The organism is Mesorhizobium sp. M0185 (assembly GCF_040322175.1).
Lineage (GTDB): Bacteria > Pseudomonadota > Alphaproteobacteria > Rhizobiales > Rhizobiaceae > Mesorhizobium.
The window spans coordinates 17,746-32,575 of record NZ_JAMYSY010000029.1; the positions used below are offsets into that span (position 1 = coordinate 17,746).

General features: G+C 61.8%; 17 protein-coding genes. 8 read left to right on the top strand and 9 right to left on the bottom strand.

The features are described 5' to 3' along the window. Nucleotides 1–31 precede the first annotated feature (31 nt). Nucleotides 32–928, top strand: coding sequence for a LysR family transcriptional regulator (locus NKJ20_RS21435; protein WP_352702383.1), 897 nt, complete (start codon nucleotides 32–34; stop codon nucleotides 926–928). A 301-nt stretch (nucleotides 929–1,229) separates the two neighbouring features. On the opposite strand, the gene NKJ20_RS21440 is transcribed toward NKJ20_RS21435, so the two are convergent. The 3 genes from NKJ20_RS21440 to NKJ20_RS21450 form a co-directional block, all read right to left on the bottom strand. After that, nucleotides 1,230–1,829: a transglutaminase-like cysteine peptidase gene (locus NKJ20_RS21440; protein WP_198023528.1), complete on the bottom strand. Its 600-nt coding sequence runs from the start codon at nucleotides 1,827–1,829 to the stop codon at nucleotides 1,230–1,232. A gap of 263 nt (nucleotides 1,830–2,092) precedes the next feature. Beyond that, nucleotides 2,093–2,710: a PilZ domain-containing protein gene (locus NKJ20_RS21445; RefSeq protein ID WP_352746735.1), complete on the bottom strand. Its 618-nt coding sequence runs from the start codon at nucleotides 2,708–2,710 to the stop codon at nucleotides 2,093–2,095. Between the two features lie 117 nt (nucleotides 2,711–2,827). After that, complete coding sequence (locus tag NKJ20_RS21450; RefSeq protein ID WP_352451104.1) at nucleotides 2,828–3,466, bottom strand: PAS domain-containing protein; 639 nt, start codon at nucleotides 3,464–3,466, stop codon at nucleotides 2,828–2,830. Nucleotides 3,467–3,857: 391 nt separating this feature from the next. Between NKJ20_RS21450 and NKJ20_RS21455 the strand changes: the two genes are divergently transcribed. From NKJ20_RS21455 to NKJ20_RS21470, 4 genes are all read left to right on the top strand, one after another. Beyond that, nucleotides 3,858–4,628 carry a rhomboid family intramembrane serine protease gene (locus tag NKJ20_RS21455; protein WP_352746737.1) on the top strand — a complete coding sequence of 257 codons (771 nt, stop codon included), beginning with the start codon at nucleotides 3,858–3,860 and terminating at the stop codon, nucleotides 4,626–4,628. A 100-nt stretch (nucleotides 4,629–4,728) separates the two neighbouring features. Beyond that, complete coding sequence (locus NKJ20_RS21460) at nucleotides 4,729–5,160, top strand: CBS domain-containing protein (protein ID WP_352451102.1); 432 nt, start codon at nucleotides 4,729–4,731, stop codon at nucleotides 5,158–5,160. Nucleotides 5,161–5,349: 189 nt separating this feature from the next. Beyond that, nucleotides 5,350–6,849, top strand: coding sequence for an Asp-tRNA(Asn)/Glu-tRNA(Gln) amidotransferase subunit GatB (gene gatB, locus NKJ20_RS21465; RefSeq protein ID WP_352746739.1), 1,500 nt, complete (start codon nucleotides 5,350–5,352; stop codon nucleotides 6,847–6,849). A gap of 1 nt (nucleotide 6,850) precedes the next feature. After that, the gene (locus tag NKJ20_RS21470; RefSeq protein ID WP_352646752.1) at nucleotides 6,851–7,339 is read left to right on the top strand and encodes a GNAT family N-acetyltransferase; all 489 of its coding nucleotides are present in this window, start codon (nucleotides 6,851–6,853) and stop codon (nucleotides 7,337–7,339) included. Between the two features lie 16 nt (nucleotides 7,340–7,355). Here the strand turns inward: NKJ20_RS21470 and NKJ20_RS21475 are convergent, their stop codons facing one another. The 5 genes from NKJ20_RS21475 to NKJ20_RS21495 all read right to left on the bottom strand — a co-directional run bounded on the left by NKJ20_RS21475 (nucleotide 7,356) and on the right by NKJ20_RS21495 (nucleotide 12,370). Continuing rightward, complete coding sequence (locus NKJ20_RS21475; protein WP_352578246.1) at nucleotides 7,356–7,697, bottom strand: hypothetical protein; 342 nt, start codon at nucleotides 7,695–7,697, stop codon at nucleotides 7,356–7,358. Between the two features lie 151 nt (nucleotides 7,698–7,848). Beyond that, nucleotides 7,849–9,060: a hypothetical protein gene (locus NKJ20_RS21480; RefSeq protein ID WP_352746740.1), complete on the bottom strand. Its 1,212-nt coding sequence runs from the start codon at nucleotides 9,058–9,060 to the stop codon at nucleotides 7,849–7,851. A 146-nt stretch (nucleotides 9,061–9,206) separates the two neighbouring features. After that, nucleotides 9,207–9,506: a hypothetical protein gene (locus NKJ20_RS21485; RefSeq protein ID WP_352746741.1), complete on the bottom strand. Its 300-nt coding sequence runs from the start codon at nucleotides 9,504–9,506 to the stop codon at nucleotides 9,207–9,209. Nucleotides 9,507–9,600: 94 nt separating this feature from the next. After that, a complete protein-coding gene (locus NKJ20_RS21490) occupies nucleotides 9,601–11,001 on the bottom strand; it encodes an ArnT family glycosyltransferase (protein ID WP_352746743.1) in 1,401 nt (466 codons plus the stop codon). A gap of 208 nt (nucleotides 11,002–11,209) precedes the next feature. Next, entirely contained in the window at nucleotides 11,210–12,370 is a 1,161-nt protein-coding gene (locus tag NKJ20_RS21495; protein WP_352746746.1) for a helix-turn-helix transcriptional regulator, read from the bottom strand. Between the two features lie 255 nt (nucleotides 12,371–12,625). Here NKJ20_RS21495 and NKJ20_RS21500 point away from each other — a divergent pair, with 255 nt between their 5' ends. From NKJ20_RS21500 to NKJ20_RS21510, 3 genes are all read left to right on the top strand, one after another. After that, nucleotides 12,626–13,024 (top strand): NADH:ubiquinone oxidoreductase subunit NDUFA12, encoded by a 399-nt coding sequence (locus tag NKJ20_RS21500; protein ID WP_023674818.1) that lies wholly within the window; start codon nucleotides 12,626–12,628, stop codon nucleotides 13,022–13,024. Between the two features lie 157 nt (nucleotides 13,025–13,181). Further along, a complete protein-coding gene (locus tag NKJ20_RS21505) occupies nucleotides 13,182–13,664 on the top strand; it encodes a DUF2155 domain-containing protein (RefSeq protein WP_352451095.1) in 483 nt (160 codons plus the stop codon). Nucleotides 13,665–13,752: 88 nt separating this feature from the next. Next, a complete protein-coding gene (locus NKJ20_RS21510) occupies nucleotides 13,753–14,121 on the top strand; it encodes a hypothetical protein (RefSeq protein ID WP_352593854.1) in 369 nt (122 codons plus the stop codon). An 81-nt stretch (nucleotides 14,122–14,202) separates the two neighbouring features. Here NKJ20_RS21510 and aat read toward each other — a convergent pair whose 3' ends face one another. Beyond that, complete coding sequence (gene aat / locus NKJ20_RS21515; RefSeq protein ID WP_352570907.1) at nucleotides 14,203–14,820, bottom strand: leucyl/phenylalanyl-tRNA--protein transferase; 618 nt, start codon at nucleotides 14,818–14,820, stop codon at nucleotides 14,203–14,205. Between the last annotated feature and the right edge of the window lie 10 nt (nucleotides 14,821–14,830).

The following is a 14,830-nucleotide window of genomic DNA, read 5'->3' on the forward strand; positions in this document are numbered from 1 at the left end:
ATTTTGATGTGGTTGTGAATGAGGCTCATCAATGCCACGCGACGAGTTCGCCGAAATGCGCGCGTTCCTGGAGATCACCCGGACGCGGAGCTTCACCCGAGCAGCCGCCAAGCTCGGGGTCACTCCTTCGGCCCTTAGCCACACCATCAAGTCGCTGGAGTCGCGGCTTGGCGTCCGTCTTCTGTCTCGCACCACGCGCGACGTGGCCCCGACGGCGGCCGGTCAACGCCTCAAGGAAGGCATCGAACCGCATTTCGAAGGCATCGCGGCTGAGGTCAGCGCTCTCGGCGTCCTTCGCGACAGGCCGTCCGGCAACATTCGCCTAGTGTGCACCGACGATTCGGTCGACATTGTCTTCCGCGCCCGGCTGCCAAAGTTCCTGAGCGACTTCCCCGATATCAATGTCGAGTTGGTGGTCGACAACGCCTTCACCAACATCGTCGAGCGCCAGTTCGATGCCGGCGTGCGTCTGGGCGAGTCCATTGCCCGGGATATGGTAGCCGTGCGCATCGGAGCCGACGTGACCTACACTGTGGTCGGCTCACCCCATTACTTCGCCCACCGGACACCGCCGGAGACGCCGCAGGAGCTGACCGACCATAACTGCATCAACTACCGGCTGCCGACGTCAGGATCGGTCTATGCCTGGGAATTGCGGGAAGGAGCGCGCGAGTTCAGTGCTCGGGTCGAGGGGCAACTGACGCTTAACAACATGGGGCCGGCGATCCAGGCTGCGCTTGACGGAGTGGGCTTGGCCTATCTACCGCGTGAACTCGTCCTTCCACACATTGAGAGTGGCCTTCTCCAGGAAGTCCTCACCAAATGGTGCCCGACGTTCCAAGGTTACCACCTGTACTATCCAAGCCGACGCCATCCCTCTCCGGCGTTTTCCGCCTTTGTCGACGCGTTCCGTATCAGGGGCAGGTAACAGCGTTTCGACGGCAAACGGCAGCTCGTATCCTACAAACGATCGTGAGACAGCTTGGATGACGAAGCGCAGTTGGAGGCAAAGCCGAGATAACTGTATCGAGATGTGTTCCGCCAGAAATGGTGGAGCCGGCCCGGGGACGGGGCCGGCTCCTTAAACCCGGTCGTTGGGGACGGGGAGGGTGGGGACTCGACCGGGTTTCTCCTAAAGCGCGAAGTCATGCGACGCACTTAACCTCTGTTTTATGCATGTCGTTATCCCAAAACCGCTACGCACTTTTGGGCGACATGCCTTGGCGCCCTCAGCGGACGCTGGCGACCGCGTCGGAGCGGCCGTCGTTGATCGTCACCCAGGCGCCGGAATTCCGCTCGGACTGGCGCTTCAGGTAGGTGTAGCCGGTATTGGTCCAGGACAGCACCTTGGGCTGGAGATTGTCGAGGATGAACTCGCCAAGGCTGGTGCGCACGGTCAGCACCGCATGGCCGTCGCCATTGCGCTGGCGCACCACCGTCATCAGCAGATCGCCGGCCGGCACGCCGATGCTCATCAGCTCGCGGCGCTTTTCCAGCGCATAGTCCTCGCAGTCGCCGAAGCCGCTATTGGGAAAGGACCAGACTTCCTCCTTGCCCCACATTTCCATGTCGGTGCGCGGCGCGACCCTGCTGTTGACCGAATTGTTGACCTTGACGATCGTTGCCCACAGCTTGCGGGTCAGCTCGACGGGTGCCCGGCCAGGCGTCCTCTGATTGCATTCCTGCGGAAGCTGCTGGCACAATTCGTAGTGTCCGACCGGCTGCGTGGTGCGGCCGCCGGTGTGCATGAAGGCCGGCTCCGCCGCGTTTACAGTCCCCCAACCGAAAAGCTGCATCGCTATTGCCGCCAGCAACAGCTTGCCCCTCATCCTGTTCATTATTCAGTCTCCCCGTTTGAGGAGACAATGACACGACTGGATTTATTTGACGCAAAAGTGCGAAGTAGACATTAAGTAAAACGCCAATAGAATAAACATAAAATTTGACGCAATTGAATATAGAATTGTTTAAGGATTCCAGCCGGGCATGTTCCCATGCTTCGTCGCACCGTTCGAACAGCCAGGATGGCGGGACAGAGGGGGGGCGCGAAGGATCGCCAGCCTCTCTTCCCGATAGTGCTAACGCTTCCGCGTCAGCCGCGCGATGAGCTGAATTCGGTATCGAGCGTTTCCGGCCGCTGGATGACGGCAAACTCGATGGCGACGCCATCTTCGAAATGCCGCACTATCTGGCCGCGCATGGTGCCCAGCGTCACCTGGACGCCGATGGCCGGCTTGACGTCGATCTCGATCGCCGCGCCCGACAGCGACAGGTCGATGATGCGGCACTGGTACTGCCGTCCGTCGGCAAGCTGCAGCACGCTCGTCGGGTTGCGCGGCGCGACGCGTTCATGGCGGCGGTCTTCCGGCAGGTCGAGCTCGTGCTTGTTGGCAAGCCAGGTCAGTTGCGCGGCGAGCTTGTCCCTCTTGCGCTCCGACGCAATGACGGTCATCGCAAAGCCATCCTGCAGCGTGCGGGTGATGACGCCTTCGATGCGGCCGATGTGATCGATATAGGCAATGACCTTTTCGCCCGCCAGGCCGGCGCGCTCGGTGCGCAGCGCAACGTTGCCGGGCGACATGTCGACCACCTGGCAGGGATGTTCGGTGCGGTCTTCCAGCATGAAGCGTCCGTAAATTTTCACGCGGACGCGCTGAAAGTTACGCCTTTCAGCTTGGGACAGCGCATGGTCGACCGCCGCTGACCTCATCACTGCCATACCCCGTTCGGCATTCCGCGCATGGATGCGGGGAATTTCAGCGGAAAACTACAACAAAGCAGGTTAACAAAGGGGAAAGCCCGGCGCTGTTGCTTTAAGCTTTGGGCATCATTCCTCGCGTCCGCCGTCGAAGACGACCAGGTGACGGATGCGGCGGGCCTGGCCGAGCGCCGAAATCGTCTCGGGTGGGTCGAATTCCGATGGGGCGAGCGAGGGAACCTCTATCGCCGGCCGGTTCCCCGGGAACATCGGCTCCTTGTCGGGATCGACGACACGGATCGAATCGATCAACGCGTCGAGAACCGGGTCGGCGCCCAGCCAGAAGGGCTTTTCGACGGCGCTTATCACGCCGAGGCAGCGCGGGCTCTCGACACCGCCGTCGAGCGGCAGCGCGAGCAGCTCGAACCTGTTGGACCGGCCGTTGCGGCTGAAACCCTCATAGGTGATGAGCATCACCGATTTCAGGTCGAAGACACCATCGGTCAGCTTCGAAATCAGCCGCTGGTCCTTTTCACGCCACAGCGAAGGGAATGAAAACCCCTTGAGTTCGCGGCCATAGACCGCGCAGAGCCTGGTGCCGGCGAGCCGGAACACCGCTTCGCCGCGCGTGTCCTTTTCCAGGATGAACGTGTCGGCCAGCAGCGACTTGATATCGGCCGGTTCGACTTCCGAGCGCTTCGGGGCAGGGCGTCCGTCACGCAACCGGTTCCAATAATGGAACAGCGTGATCGATCCGGTCTGGTTCATGCTAATGCTGCTCCGCGCATTCTGTCTTCTGATGTCCCATCGGTGAACAGAAGGGCGCCCTCCGAAGACCTACATGCGTTGCGGAGCAGGATGCGTGCCAGCATCGTTAATACTTGTTCACGGGTCGGGGCGGTTAAGGTTAACAACTGGTTTACGTTGCGCGCCTGCCAGCCCTGTGGCACACCAAAACCACTCCAGAAGCGGTCGTTTTGCGACGATCGGCAGCACTTCAGTCAAGAGTTCAGGGGGAGCAAGGGGCTCGACCAGCCGTTCAAGGGAAACCTTGGACGGCTTCTTTTTTGATTCGGGGCTGCTGATTCGCCGTTTGTGATTCGGTTGGCCGTGATCTACATGCTCGCCAAGTCCAATCCAGCGACTGAGTGCAAGCCATATGAGCGACCCAGAAAGCCCATCGGAGATCGAGCAGGGCCAGGGTGGGCCTGTCGCCCGCGAACCGGAGCAGCGCCGCGAGCCGGTGTTCAACCTGCCGCCCGTGGTGCTGGCGGTGATCGCCATCTGCGTCGTCGTCTTTCTGATGCAGCAGTATGTGCTTAGCCAAGACCAGCAGCTGACACTATTGTACGACGGGGCCTTCATTCCTGTTCTCTACACTGGCCAATACGGCTTCGACTGGTTCCTGTTTTCTCGGCCCTTTACATATGCCTTCCTGCATGGCGGCTTTGCCCATCTTGCCATCAACATGGTGTGGCTCGCGGCCTTCGGCTCACCGTTGGCCAACCGCTTCGGCGCCCTGCGCTTCAGCCTGTTCTTCGCCGCGACCGGACTGGCGGCGGTGGCGCTGTTCTGGGCCATGCACCCGCTTGGCGAGGCGCCGCTGGTCGGCGCCTCCGGCGCGATTTCCGGCATGATGGGCGCGGCGGCACGCTACGGCTTCCGCATCGACCGCTCGTCGGGCAAGGCCGCCTTCGCCGGCCGGCCTTTGCCGATGGCGGCGGTGCTGCGCTCGCGCGGCGTCGTCACCTTTCTCGCCATGTGGATGGTGATCAACCTCGCGACCGGCCTCTTCGGCCTGGCGCCTGGCATTGACGGCCAGATCGCCTGGGAAGCCCATATTGGCGGCTTTCTTGCCGGCTTCTTCGGCCTGCGGTTTTTTGATCGACGAGAGCAGGTGCCCCGGCAGGCGGACGAGCCGGAGACCTGAGACCGCCGCACTTGAAAAGCAACCGATCGCGGCGCACCATGTTCATCCCAGGGAAAGCCGGCCAGGGCAGGAGCCGGCAGGAAATGCAGAGGAGGACGCCATGACTGTTAAGGCAATTCTCGAGGCAAAAGGCCACGGCGTGGTGACGCTCGGGCCGAACGAAAAGCTCAGCGAAGCCATCCGCATGCTTTCCGAACACAGGATCGGCGCGCTGGTCATCACCAACGGCGATCACAAGATCGTCGGCATTCTTTCCGAGCGCGATGTGGTGCGGGTTCTCGCCAAGGAGGGGGCGGCGGCGCTCGACCTTGCCATCCGCTCGGCGATGACGCCCAAGGTGAAGATCTGCAATGAGAACCACACCGTCAACGAGGTCATGGAGATCATGACCAAGGGCCGCTTCCGCCATCTGCCGGTGGAAAAGAACGGGCTGCTCGACGGCATCGTGTCGATCGGCGACGTGGTCAAGCGCCGCATCGAGGATGTCGAGCGCGAGGCCGAGGAGATCAGGGCCTACATCGCCACGGCATAGGTGACGGCGGCCGGGTTGCCGACAGGTCGATTTTTCAAGCTGCTATCGCAGTTCGTCGCGGCAGGTGCGGGCCTGTGCCGCGTCGGCGCCTGCGGCTTTGCGCTTGTCTCTTTTGGCGGTTTGCACTAGCGAAGTTGCACATCAAAATATGCGTTCTCGCATATCCGCAATTTCAATATGCAGGCCCTTATGAGCATTATCGACACCCGCACGCCCGACGCCAAGCGCCTGGTTCCCGGCGCCACCGGCGACTGGGAGATCATCATCGGCCTCGAGGTCCACGCGCAGGTGACCTCTCAGGCAAAGCTGTTTTCCGGCGCCTCGACCATTTTCGGCGCCGCGCCCAACGCCAATGTCAGCCTGGTCGACGCGGCGATGCCCGGCATGCTGCCGGTCATCAACGAGGAATGCGTCAAGCAGGCGATCCGCACCGGGCTGGGCCTAAAGGCCGAGATCAACCACAAATCGGTCTTCGACAGGAAAAACTATTTCTATCCCGACCTGCCGCAGGGCTACCAGATCTCGCAGTTCAAGCAGCCGATCGTCGGCGAGGGGAAGGTGATCGTCTCGGTCGGCCCGGACCGGCAGGGCGAATTCGAGGACATCGAGGTCGGCATCGAGCGCCTGCACCTGGAGCAGGACGCCGGCAAGTCGATGCACGACCAGCATGCGACGATGTCCTATGTCGATCTCAACCGCTCCGGTGTGGCGCTGATGGAGATCGTTTCGAAGCCGGATATGCGCTCCGCCGATGAAGCCAAGGCCTATGTCACCAAGCTGCGCACCATCGTGCGCTACCTCGGCACGTGCGACGGCAATATGGACGAAGGCTCGCTGCGCGCCGACGTCAACGTCTCGGTACGCCGGCCCGGCGGTGAATTCGGCACGCGCTGCGAGATCAAGAACGTCAACTCCATCCGTTTCATCGGCCAGGCCATCGACTACGAGGCGCGCCGCCAGATCGCCATCCTCGAGGACGGCGGCAAGATCGACCAGGAAACGCGGCTGTTCGACCCCAACAAGGGCGAAACGCGCTCGATGCGTTCCAAGGAAGAAGCGCACGACTACCGCTATTTCCCCGATCCCGACCTTCTGCCGCTGGAATTCGACCAGGCCTATGTCGACGAGTTGGCAAAGGACCTGCCGGAACTTCCCGACGCCAAAAAGGCGCGGCTGATCACCTCGCTCGGCCTGTCGACCTACGACGCCTCGATCCTGGTATCGGAAAAGGCGGTCGCCGACTATTTCGAGAAGGTGGCCGCTGGTCGCGATGGCAAGCTTGCCGCCAACTGGGTCATCAACGATTTGCTGGGTGCGTTGAACAGAGCCGGCAAGGACATTGAAAACGCTCCTGTTTCACCCGACCAGCTTGGCGCGGTCATCGACCTGATCAAGGAAGGCACCATCTCCGGCAAGATCGCCAAGGATCTATTCGAGATCGTCTGGAACGAGGGCGGCGATCCGCGTCAGCTGGTCGAAAGCCGCGGCATGAAGCAGGTCACCGATACCGGCGCCATCGAAAAGGCGGTCGACGAGGTGATCGCGGCCAACCCGGACAAGGTCGAGCAGGCGCGCGCCAAGCCGACCATGTCCGGCTGGTTCGTCGGCCAGGTGATGAAGGCGACCGGCGGCAAGGCCAATCCGCAGGCGGTCAATGAGCTGGTCAAGGCCAAGCTCGGGATCGAGTAGGATGTTTGTCCGCACCGCCGGCGAGCGCGATCTGGCGGCGGTGCGCGCATTGCTGGTCGAGACGTGGCATGCCACCTATGACGCCATCTACGGCGCGGCGCGGGTTACCGAAATCACCGATGAATGGCATTCGATCGCCGCGCTCAAGGCACGGCTGACGCGGCCGAACTCGGAGTTCCTGGTCGCCGACGACGGCAAAACCATCGGCGGCATGGCTTTCGCGGCCGCCACCACGGATGCCAGGATCGTCATGCTGAACCAGCTTTACGTGCATCCGGCCTGGCAGAGGCAAGGCATCGGCCAGGCGCTGCTGGACGAAATCGAGGCCAGCTTTCCGGAGGCCAGGACGCTGCGTGTCGAGGTCGAGGAAGCAAATGCTCCGGCTGTCGCCTTCTACCGCGCGAGGGGGTTCTTGCCCGCCGGCAACACGGCCGATTGCGGTGGCGCCTCGGGCTTGCCGGCGCTGGTTTTGGAGAAGCAACTCGGATAGCTCGTTCGCCTGACGCTCAGTTGCGTTTCTCAGGCAGGTTGGAGCAGCCGGCAGCGAGAAACTCGCACGGCAGGCTGCCGCCGCCGCCCGACGTGTGCGGGGGCGTGGCGGCTTCGATTTTTTCCACCTCGTAATATTTCGAGGTGACGCCCCATTTTTTGACGCCCTGGCACGTCGAGCGCACGCCAACCTCCGTCGCCTTTGCCGCAGTCTTGTAATACGTGGTGATCCGGCAGGATTGGCTGACCGGCAGCGCGTTCGCCGGGCTCGTGACCGGCGGCAGGAAGTTCGGGAAGGCAAGCAGCGAGATTGCCGCAATGATCCTGACGGCGGGCATGGTGTGAGGGAGGTGCAGCATCGTTTGTCTCCATCGATGGCGCCGCTCGCTCGTGGCGCAGCGGCGCGTTTGTTCCGGCAAGATCAGGCCATGAAGCCGGCGCTGCCGCATCTGCCGCGCGGGAGATGGCGGCAGCGGTCTGAACCGCCGCCGTCATCCGCGAGCGGCCGCGTCAGGGCGTTTTCGGCTTGATGGGCGTCTTTATCGGAACGGCGACTTTTGGGGGCCGGACCGTACTGGCTTCACCGTCGACGGCCAGCCCGCCGCTGTTGAGATAGCGTACCGTATAGTGCAGCTCATAGCCCGGAACTCTGACCCATGTAGGTTTGTGATTGAACTGGTCCGGAGGCCTCGAATACCACTTCGGGATCTGCATGATCTTGGAACCGGCACCGAATCCCGCAGTCTTGGCCGCTACCGCGAAGGCGCTGTCTCTGGGATCGTTCGGCGGCTGGTCGACATTGCCGATGACGACCAGCGAATCGTATTTTCGCGCGTCGAGCCTGAGTACGGGAAGGTTCAGCGCAGCCACGTCGCCTTCGCGCATCGTCAGGGCTTTCTGAACGCCGTCCTCATTGGCATAGACGTTGAGGTTTATGGCCTCGGATTCCGCATAGACGACATTGTTGTGGAAGTCGCGGGCTGGCAGGCGTGTGAGGCTGTCGAAGGTCACTTCAACCGTCGGCTTGGCTATGGCGTCCGTCACCACCAGGTTGCGCCGCGGCACCGTCCAGAAGATGAGATCATCGCCGGTGGCCTGCGTGCCGGCATCGGAGCCGTCTATTGCCGAGCATTTCGAATTTGGAACCGGCGTCGTCACCGGCAGGGGTGCCGAAAACGAGCTGCGTACCTGAGCGTCGATGTAGTTGCCGACGTTGAAAACGTCTTCGAGGATGTTGCCGCCCTCGAAGCTCGCCGGGCCGGGTTGCGAGCGGATGATGACCTGGCTGGAATCGGTCTGCCAGCCGCTGCAGAAGACGTTGACGTCTATGGGAATGCCGATGTGGCGGTCGGAGGTCACCGGGATCGAGACTTTGATGGTCAGGATGTAAGGAACTTTGACAAACCAGCTGTTCGGCTGATTCAGCATCTGCGTCGCAAAACGCGACGGCCGCCATTGCTTCAGCGATTCGATCGATGCGCGTGACGATCGTCCCTGGGCGGCCAGCTGTGCGTTGGTGGCGTCGACCTTGGCTTGCGCCAGGTTGCGGACGGTGTTGGTGATCAGGAACACGCCGAGTTCGGCTTTGCAGGGCCTGTTCGATTGTGTGGCGTTGCATGGGGCAAGTGCCGCACTGGGAACCGGCGGCCCCGAAGGCGGCGGCTGGGCGGCCGCGGTGGCCGCCATCAGGCAGAAGAACAGCATCGTGCAGGTTTTCAACATGGTATCCTCGCTCTTTCGTTGGAAACCACCCTCCGGCTAGACAGCAGCATTTGTTCGATGGCGGTTCATCGCCCGCACGGGGGATGAACCGCGAAACATCGGGCCGGCCCAGCGACGTCGAGCCGCCGTCCGTTCGGATTGGATATCTACTGCTTCACGACGCCTTTGGTTGTCGCCATCGGCGCGACGACCTTGGGCTTGGGGGTTTTCGGGCCGGGGTCGACTACCAATGCGGCCGTGCAGGAGCATTTGCCCGAACCGCAGTTCAGGTCGCCCTTGCACATTTTGGAATGCCGCATATCGGTGCAGTCGGCGGTCCCGGAGCAGGAGCAACTGCCTTGCCCAATCGTTCCGGACTGACATTTGAAGCTCCATGCCGGATCGGCGGCAAGGCCGGCCACAGCGAGCGATATGGCAAAAAGCGTCGTCGAGATGAGCTTGCGCATGAATACCTCCCGGTTCTATCGAGCGATGGAACCACGAAGCAGCAACGCCTTCATCTCCCGCGCGGGGGACGAACTCGCATACCGGTGACGATCGTCAATGCTGTCCCTTCAGCACGACGAGATAGCCGCGTTCGACGCGAAGCCGGAACGCGATTTGCCCTGCAGTGCCGGGATCCTTGGAAACCTTGTCGATGACATAGCCGCTGGGATGCGAGCCAAGCCATTCTTCCGGTTTGTCGGTGGTTTCGAATGGCTTTTGCAACCGGGCCAGGAAGCCGACTTCGCCTTGATAGTCGAAAGCCACGGCCCAGTCCGCATCCTTTCGCTCGTCGATGAAGTTGGCGAGCGGCGTCAGATCATAGCGTTTGAACGCGGTTGCCGATGCCACCGCGTGGCCGATGCCGAAAATGACAAGCATGACGATGGCCGAGCTCTTCAGCCTGGCGAGCGGGATCTCCGCCATGAAATAGCCGAACAGGATGACCACGAACGGCAACATCGGCACGACATAATGAGGCTGCTTGCCGGATATCGCGCTGAACACCAGAAACACGGCAACGAACGAGAATGACAGCAGGCGCAAGGCGCGCAGATCCGGCGACTTCGCGTCGATCAGGTTGCGTATCCGCGTGCGCAGCTTCAACCGCCACACCTCGGGTATGAAGATCCACGGTATGAACATGACCGGCAGCAGCAGCAGATAGAAATAGAACGGCCGGCCGTGCGAATTGCGCAAATTGCCGGTGACGCGCCCCGCCGACTGGTTCCAGACGAGATCATAAACGAAATTGCCTTTTGTCAGGATGGTCGCCGGCACCAACCAGATCGCCACCGGAATTAGTGCGGCGAGCAGGGCCAGGCCCACTCCAGCGAGGAAGTTCGGTGTCGTCAGTCCCGCCCGCCGGTCGCGCCAGAACGGGTAGAACAGGATGGGCGCGCCGATATGGATCAGCACCACCGGGCCTTTCGTCAGCACGCCCATGCCGATGAACAGCCCGGCCAGAACGGCCTGCCAGCGGTTGCCGCTGCGGGCAAAGGCAATCAACGACAACAGCGCGGCGAGCACAAAGACCGTCAGCAACAGGTCGAACAGGATCAGCGTCGAATAGATGACGAACACGCTGCTTCCGGCAACCAGCCAGGGGATGCGCCGCGCGATGTCGTCGCGGCCCGGAAACAGGGTCTTTGCCAACGCCGTCGTCAGCCAGATGACGAGCGAGGAGGCGGCGAAGATGACCAGCATCGCCGCCGGCCGGCTGGCGCCGAAAATATTCCAGACAAGGTCGATAAGCCAAAACAGCAGTGGCGGCTTCTGCAGATAGGGCGCGAAATTCATCGTCGGGACGAAGATCTGTCCGCTCAGATACATTTCCCAGGTGACGCTGAGATATCGCGTTTCGTCGACGGGCAGCAGTGGCCGGAAAGCGACCGCGATTGCGATCAGCCCAAGCAGAAAGAGGTAGGGGAGCAGCCGCTCGGTAGATGTCGGTGTCAAAGATCGAGATCCGCGCCAGAAACCATTTTCATTCCAGCCGAGCATAGTGCCGCGTTTCTGGACCGCGAACGACCGCACCATGATTTTGGCCGAATTGCAACGATGCCGGTTTCGTTTCCCAGATTTTGCGGACGATGGTGTCAAAGGTTTGAAAAACTTACCGGCCGAGTCTTTTGGACCGCTGCCGGTCCGGGGAACCTGAGCAAAATCAACTGGAGCGCAACGGCGGTGACAATTCGCGCATCAACAGTTCGAGCTCGCGCTGATCGCCGGTACCGGTCTTGTCGAAGATCGTCGCCAGCTGCGACTTGACGGTGCCGTCCGAGACGCCGCCGGCCGCGGCAATTTCCTTTCGCGTCAGGCCGGCGGCAACGTGACCGGCGACTCGCCTTTCTGCCGCGGTCAGTCCGAACAGCGCCGCAATGGCGTCCAGCGCCGGGGTCGGTGTCGAACCGGCGGCGGCGATGAAGATCGCTGCGGCGGCGCGTTGCGAGATGCGCGCCGAGATTTCACGGCGCGCCAGCGGCATGACATGGGCCACTGCCGGAACGACCGTCCTGGCCAGGGGAATGTTGATGCCGCAAGGTCCGAGCGCGAATTCGTCGCGCGTGCCGAGCTGGACGGCACGGCCGATCGCGGCGTTGGCTTTGGCATAGGTGAAGGAAAGCTGTCCGCGCACGCAAGCGACCGAGATATTTTCGGCGAGCAGCGCTTCGGCTGACGGGTTGGCGAAGATGATGGTCATGTCTTCGGCGACGATCAGCACCGGATGGTCGAGGCTTTCGATGATGGAGCGGAAGATTTCGGCCTTGCGCCGCTCGGCCTCGAACAGGTCGCCGATGGTCACCGCGCGCCGCACATGCGGTGCCAACAGGCAGACAAGCTCGATATCCTCGCGGGAAATCTGGCGCCTGTCCTTGTCGGTCACCACCATCAACGTGCCGATCCGGGTCGGCCGCCTCATCAACGCCACCCAGAAGAAATCGTCCAGGCGGTTGGGTTGCACCCATTCGCGCACGATGCGGCTTTCGAGCCATCTCTGCCGGGTATCCGGGCCTTGCAGGGCGTAGATCGAATCGACGGTGAACGGCACGTCGATCTCCATCTTGGGAACCGCCGCATAGAACGGCACTTGCGAGCCGTAGTCATGCTTCAATGGCTCAAGAACTGCGGGATCGCCGCAGGACACCGAAAACCGCGCGGAGCTGCTGATCGTGTCGATGACGGCGAGCATGGCAAGCTGGCCTTCCGCCAGATTGCAGATGGCCTCGAGTGTCGCCTGCCAGCGGTCGACGTCGGCAATCGAATCGTAGATCGCCTCAACGACCTGCGGCAACGCGCGACCGGCCGTGCCCGCCAGCGATGACATGAGCCCCTCTCATTTGCCGTCCTTGAGGCAACGAAGCATCAACTGCTAGAATAACGCTGCGTAAGGTTGCCAACAACCTATTTCATCTGCTTCGGACGGCCGCGAAAATAACATCATCGTTTCGCTTTCCCGTCAGCCATTTGCTCGCCGGTTGCGGCAAGACCCTTGCCTTCGCAATGCCGTGACGCCATAAGCAGGAACAGGCGCCGCAGCCGCCGCGAGGACTTGCCACAAGGACTTGCCACGAGGATTTGCATGAAAACTTTCCTTCTGCAGTTTTTCACCTGGTGGAACAGCCAGACATTGGGAACGCGCTTCCACACCTGGCGGCATGGCAAGAAGGTCGGGCAGGACGAGGTCGGCAACGTCTATTATGAGGGCGGCGTCGATTCGGAAGGCCGCACCCGTCGCTGGGTCATCTACCGCGACTATTCGGAAGCCTCGGCGATTCCGCCCGGCTGGCATGGCTGGATCCATCATCGTGTCGACGTTGCGCCGCCAAGCGAAGACTACAAGCCACGCGACTGGCAAAAGCCGCATGTGCCGAACCTCACCGGCAGCCCCGCGGCCTATCGCCCGAAAGGCTCGGTGCTGACCAACCAGCATCGTCCGCAGGTGACGGGCGACTACGACGCCTGGACGCCTGGTTCTTGATCGATCGCCGCGACACGCGCGCGGTCCCCACGGGGGCGGTCCCCACGAGGGCGGTCCTTTGTCGCCACAATTGCTGTTTAGCTGTTTGCTGATCCGACAGCAGCAACTAGCCTTGGCGTTAAGAGAATCACCCCGGGCGCAAACCACCGGACCTTGCATGAGCATGTTCAGCCGAATTTTGACGGGCGGATTAACCGCGGTCGTTCTCGCTTCTATGGTGGCGCTCGCTGCTGCGCAGGAATTGGCGCCGCCTGCGCCGGACGCGTCGGTGGCGCCTGCAGCACCGGCAGTGTCCGAGCGCATCACCAATCCCGTCGCTGAATTCGCCGGCATCGACAAGATCACCGGCCGTATCATCACCTTCGATGTTTATATCGACGAGACGGTGCAGTTCGGCGCTTTGCAGGTGACGCCGCGCATCTGCTATTCGCGGCCCGAAAACGAAGAGCCGAAGACGGATTCGTTCGTCGAGGTCGACGAGATTACGCTCGACCGGAAGATACGCCGTATCTTCACCGGCTGGATGTTTGCCGAAAGCCCCGGGATCAACGCCGTCGAGCATGCCGTCTATGATATCTGGCTGAAGGGCTGCAAGCAGAAGTCCGACGTGCCGGCACCCGCCGCCCCCAAAACCAACTAGAATCTGTCAGTGCGCGGCGGATACCGCGCCCTGCGGAACCGCCGCGTTGCCCGAGCGTTGGTGCCTCTCTACGGAGGAGGTTGCCATGATGATGGCCAACAAGAACGAACTTCTCGACATCGAAAGGGGATTCTGGAGCGGCGGTGCCGACTATTTCAAGGCCAATGCCGATACCGACTGCCTGGTGGCCTTCCCGCAGATGGCGCGGGTGATGAGCAATACCGATCTGGCCGCAACTGCCACGGACCCGAACCGCTGGCGCGATCTCGACATCGACCTCAAGGGCATCATCGAGCCGGGCAGCGACATCGTCATGCTGACCTACGAGGCGCGTGCGACGCGGCAAGATGGCGAAGCCTATGCGGCGCTGGTCAGCACCGGCTATGTCCACCGCGTCAATGGCTGGAAGATGATGTTCCACGCACAGACGCCGCTGGTGACGGCAGCAAAAGGCTGACCGGCCGCAAGAGCATTCCAGGAAATGTGAACGGCTTTCCGTCCGGAATTGCGTTTCTGTGAAACGATGAACCATTCCAGGTTATGGAAAAAACACGGCCTCGCCCTTCAGCGCCTCGGCCAGCATCTTCTCGTACTTGCCGCGCGGCACGTCGATTGCACCGAAGCGTTTGAGATGCTCGGTGGTGAACTGCGTATCGAGCAGTGCAAAGCCACGCGCCTTCAGGCGTTCGACGAGGTGAACCAGGCAGGCCTTTGACGCGTCGGTCTCCCTGGCGAACATGCTCTCGCCGAAGAACACGCGGCCGAGCGATACGCCGTAGAGCCCCCCGACCAATCGGTCGTTGTGCCAGGCCTCGACCGAATGGCAATGGCCCATCCGATGCAGCTCGATATAGGCTTCGCGGATCGGTGCGTTGATCCAGGTCGACCGCCGTTCCTCGCGCCTTTCTGCGCAGGCATCGATCGTCGCCTCGAAATCGAAATCGATGCGGAACTCGAACAGATCCTTGCGGATGGTCTTTCTCAGGCTTTTCGGTATGTGGAACCCGTCGAGCGGAATGATGCCGCGCGTCTCCGGCCGCACCCAGAACACTTCGGGGTCATTGGCATTTTCGGCCATCGGGAAGACGCCGGAGGCATAGGCTTTGAGCAAAAGGTCGGTCGGGATGCGATAACCGGGTGCGTAGGGACGGGTCATCGCTTCGCCC

What these genes read in the sequence shown, in the direction of transcription:
- NKJ20_RS21435 (WP_352702383.1), top strand. Translation starts at nt 32, where the DNA reads ATGCCACGCGACGAGTTCGCCGAAATGCGCGCGTTCCTGGAGATCACC.
- NKJ20_RS21440 (WP_198023528.1), bottom strand. Translation starts at nt 1,829, where the DNA reads ATGAGGGGCAAGCTGTTGCTGGCGGCAATAGCGATGCAGCTTTTCGGT.
- NKJ20_RS21445 (WP_352746735.1), bottom strand. Translation starts at nt 2,710, where the DNA reads ATGAGGTCAGCGGCGGTCGACCATGCGCTGTCCCAAGCTGAAAGGCGT.
- NKJ20_RS21450 (WP_352451104.1), bottom strand. Translation starts at nt 3,466, where the DNA reads ATGAACCAGACCGGATCGATCACGCTGTTCCATTATTGGAACCGGTTG.
- NKJ20_RS21455 (WP_352746737.1), top strand. Translation starts at nt 3,858, where the DNA reads ATGAGCGACCCAGAAAGCCCATCGGAGATCGAGCAGGGCCAGGGTGGG.
- NKJ20_RS21460 (WP_352451102.1), top strand. Translation starts at nt 4,729, where the DNA reads ATGACTGTTAAGGCAATTCTCGAGGCAAAAGGCCACGGCGTGGTGACG.
- gatB (WP_352746739.1), top strand. Translation starts at nt 5,350, where the DNA reads ATGAGCATTATCGACACCCGCACGCCCGACGCCAAGCGCCTGGTTCCC.
- NKJ20_RS21470 (WP_352646752.1), top strand. Translation starts at nt 6,851, where the DNA reads ATGTTTGTCCGCACCGCCGGCGAGCGCGATCTGGCGGCGGTGCGCGCA.
- NKJ20_RS21475 (WP_352578246.1), bottom strand. Translation starts at nt 7,697, where the DNA reads ATGCTGCACCTCCCTCACACCATGCCCGCCGTCAGGATCATTGCGGCA.
- NKJ20_RS21480 (WP_352746740.1), bottom strand. Translation starts at nt 9,060, where the DNA reads ATGTTGAAAACCTGCACGATGCTGTTCTTCTGCCTGATGGCGGCCACC.
- NKJ20_RS21485 (WP_352746741.1), bottom strand. Translation starts at nt 9,506, where the DNA reads ATGCGCAAGCTCATCTCGACGACGCTTTTTGCCATATCGCTCGCTGTG.
- NKJ20_RS21495 (WP_352746746.1), bottom strand. Translation starts at nt 12,370, where the DNA reads ATGTCATCGCTGGCGGGCACGGCCGGTCGCGCGTTGCCGCAGGTCGTT.
- NKJ20_RS21500 (WP_023674818.1), top strand. Translation starts at nt 12,626, where the DNA reads ATGAAAACTTTCCTTCTGCAGTTTTTCACCTGGTGGAACAGCCAGACA.
- NKJ20_RS21505 (WP_352451095.1), top strand. Translation starts at nt 13,182, where the DNA reads ATGAGCATGTTCAGCCGAATTTTGACGGGCGGATTAACCGCGGTCGTT.
- NKJ20_RS21510 (WP_352593854.1), top strand. Translation starts at nt 13,753, where the DNA reads ATGATGGCCAACAAGAACGAACTTCTCGACATCGAAAGGGGATTCTGG.
- aat (WP_352570907.1), bottom strand. Translation starts at nt 14,820, where the DNA reads ATGACCCGTCCCTACGCACCCGGTTATCGCATCCCGACCGACCTTTTG.